Source organism: Mesorhizobium sp. M0243 (genome assembly GCF_040321775.1).
In the GTDB taxonomy this organism is placed as follows: Bacteria; Pseudomonadota; Alphaproteobacteria; order Rhizobiales; family Rhizobiaceae; genus Mesorhizobium.
The window spans coordinates 1-2,855 of the sequence record NZ_JAMYSF010000064.1 but is presented as its reverse complement, the minus strand read 5'-3'; the positions used below and the strand labels follow the sequence as shown (position 1 = coordinate 2,855).

Sequence of the window (2,855 nt, the reverse complement as noted above, 5' to 3'; positions counted from 1 at the left end):
CTATCCCTTTCCCGCGCCGGACGGATCGGGAGAGGCGTATGCTGCCCCAGCCAATCAACGAGGCCTGGAACGAACTGAGCATCGAGATGCTGGACGAGTACAATCGCGCCGCCAAAGTCAACGGGAAACGAACTCAGGACTGCGGCAACGGCAGCCGGCCCGCCCGCGGAGGCACCGATTGCAATCAGGCGTCGAGGTGTCGGCTCAGCCGCACGTGACATCCGCCTTTTTGCCTGGGTCGGCGCATCACCAATCAGCTTGCCGATCGTCCCTATCTTGTTCGTCAAAAGCCGGGCGGATTGCGAGGACGCGTTACCTTCGATGCCCACTGAGGGAATATCGACTGCGTCAAGCGCGCCATGACCCATTGCTTCGTAGACGCCGGCGAGGTTGGCTTCGATACTAGCGGTCACCAGCAAGATTGAGCACGGGGTTTCCGCCATGATTCTGCGGGTCGCTTCCACGCCGTCCATCTCTGGCATCGCTAGATCCATGAGTATGAGATCCGGCAGATCACGTCTGCAGACCTCGACCGCCTCTCGCCCATTGGTCGCGATCCACGCGACCTGATGTTCGCCGGTCGACAGGACCAGTCGACGCAGAAGTTCAACCGCCATGGGCATGTCGTTGACCACGCCGATTCTCATTCGCTGGCTTCCCATCTCGTTCTCATTCAACCGCCTCGCCAATCATGTCCACGACGGCATGGATCAGCGCCTCGTCCTGAAAGCTACTCTTGGTCAGATAATAGTCCGCACCTGCGTCGAGCCCGCGCGCGCGATCTTCTTCCCGATCCTTGTATGAAACGATCATGATGGGTGTGTTCTTAAGATGAGCGTCCTTTCTGATCGAACTCACCAGCTCGATGCCATCCATACGAGGCATGTCGATGTCGGTGACGACGAGATCGAAAGGACCAGACCGGACGGCATTCCACCCGTCCATACCGTCGACCGCAACTTCGACCTCATAACCGTAATTGCCCAGCATCTTGCGCTGGAGTTCGCGAACCGTCAGTGAATCGTCAATCACGAGCACGCGCTTGCGCCTGCTCGCTTCGGGACCGCCCGCGGCGCGCCGAAGAGTTCGAAGTCCGCTGGATGATGCAAGCTTCTCCACCGATCGGATCAGATCGTCGACGTCGAAGATCAGAACAGGCGAACCGTCTTCCATCAGGGCTGCTGCGCTGATGTCCTTGATCTTGGCAAACCGTGGGTCCAGAGGTCTGATCACCAACTCGCGTTCCCCGAGAAAACGGTCGACGATCAGGCCGTACGCATCGCCCCGACCCGCATCCACGACGACGACCGAGAGTTCGTTCGGTTCCGATCCGGGCTCACCTCGATCCAGCACCTCGCGCGCGGTGACCAGCCCGATCTGTCGATCATTCAATCGAAAATGTGGCCGGCCCTGCAGGAGATTGATCTGCGTCCGCTGCAGTTTCAAAGTCTTGGAAATGGCAGCGAGTGGAAAAGCATACGGCTCCCCATCAACATCGACGAGCAGCGTGCGCAGGACCGACAACGTCAGCGGCAATTGCAGTTGAAATCGGGTTCCGTGCCCAAATTCTGAGGAGACGCTTGCGACTCCCCGGACTTCCTTCGTCATGGCTTGCACTGCATCAAGCCCCACACCGCGACCGGAGACGTCGGTAAGGCCCGCTTTCATCGAAAAGCCTGGCAGAAACAGGAATGCGAGCAATTCGGTTTCGCTGAGTGTGTCAGCACTTTCCCTGGTTGCAAGTTGCCGGGCGACGACGGTCTCGCGCAGCTTCGAGAGCTCGACCCCCCTGCCGTCGTCCACCACGGCTATCTGCAGCAGCCCGGCATTATGCCTCGCTTCGAGCCTGATGAGCCCCTCTTCGGGTTTCCCCATCGCGATGCGCTCCTCAGGCGGTTCAAGCCCATGGTCTACAGCGTTGCGCAGGAGATGCCCCAAAGGGGCATCAAGCTGCTCGAGAATATCGCGGTCGATGCCGGTCGAGCCGCCTACAATCTCCAGTCGCACCCGCTTGCCAAGGGTACGACCGAGGTCGCGGATCGTTCTCGCATAGTGTCGCACGCCGTCCTCAAAAGGCCGCATCCGGCTCGCCAACGTTTCGTCGTACAACCTGTTGGCAAGATCGGTCGCTTTCCGATCAACTGAATCCAATTCATCGAGACGCTCCGCCAGGAACGCTTGGTTTAACCGAAGCTTTCGCTGCGCCTCAGCCAGCGCCTCCACCACCGCCGCATGGTTTAAAACCGGCGGCAGCACTGCATGAAGATTGTCGAACGCACTTGCGAGGTCCGATTGAAGTCGCTTCAGCCGTAGCAGCCCATCAGCGAATGGCCTGAGCCGCCGAGCTTCCATCAGCGACTCGCCAGCCAACCCGAGCAATCGGTTCAGGCTGTCTGCCGTCACCCGGACCATTCTATCAGAGCCGATGCTGCCGTGTGCTTGCGGTACCGCCGCAACTAGGACGTTCGCTGAAGAGGTCGTCGCCAGTTGCTCCTGGGCATGGTCTGGAGTTGCGAAATCAGCTGCAGAATCTTGGGTCCCGGGCTTTGCCTCGGGGAGGGACAATTCCTCGAACTTCGCGAGAAAGCTTTCTACTTCTGAGTTGGCACTCTCGCTCGATGATCCCGATGCGATCAATTTCAAAAGGTCAGAGCCCTGCAGAAGCGCATCTATATGCTCCCGTCGCACCCTCAGATGCCCACGTTGCGCTGCGACCAGACAGTCTTCCATCGCATTTGCAACTTTGACCGCAGGCATCAAGTCGATGATGCGGGCAGCTCCTTTCAGGGAATGCGCGGCACGCATGCATGCTTCCAGGGCGTCGGGGGCGATAGGATCGCGTTCGAGTGCCAGAA

Annotated in this window: 2 protein-coding genes; both read right to left on the bottom strand. The window is 59.3% G+C overall.

Annotated features, from left to right (window positions below; translation table 11 throughout):
- The coding region (locus NKJ11_RS33565; protein ID WP_352795170.1) for a response regulator at window positions 1-677 on the bottom strand (677 nt) is incomplete at its 3' end.
- Window positions 670-2,855: hybrid sensor histidine kinase/response regulator (locus NKJ11_RS33560; RefSeq protein WP_352795169.1), on the bottom strand; the 2,186-nt coding region annotated here is incomplete at its 5' end. The genes NKJ11_RS33565 and NKJ11_RS33560, both read right to left, overlap by 8 nt.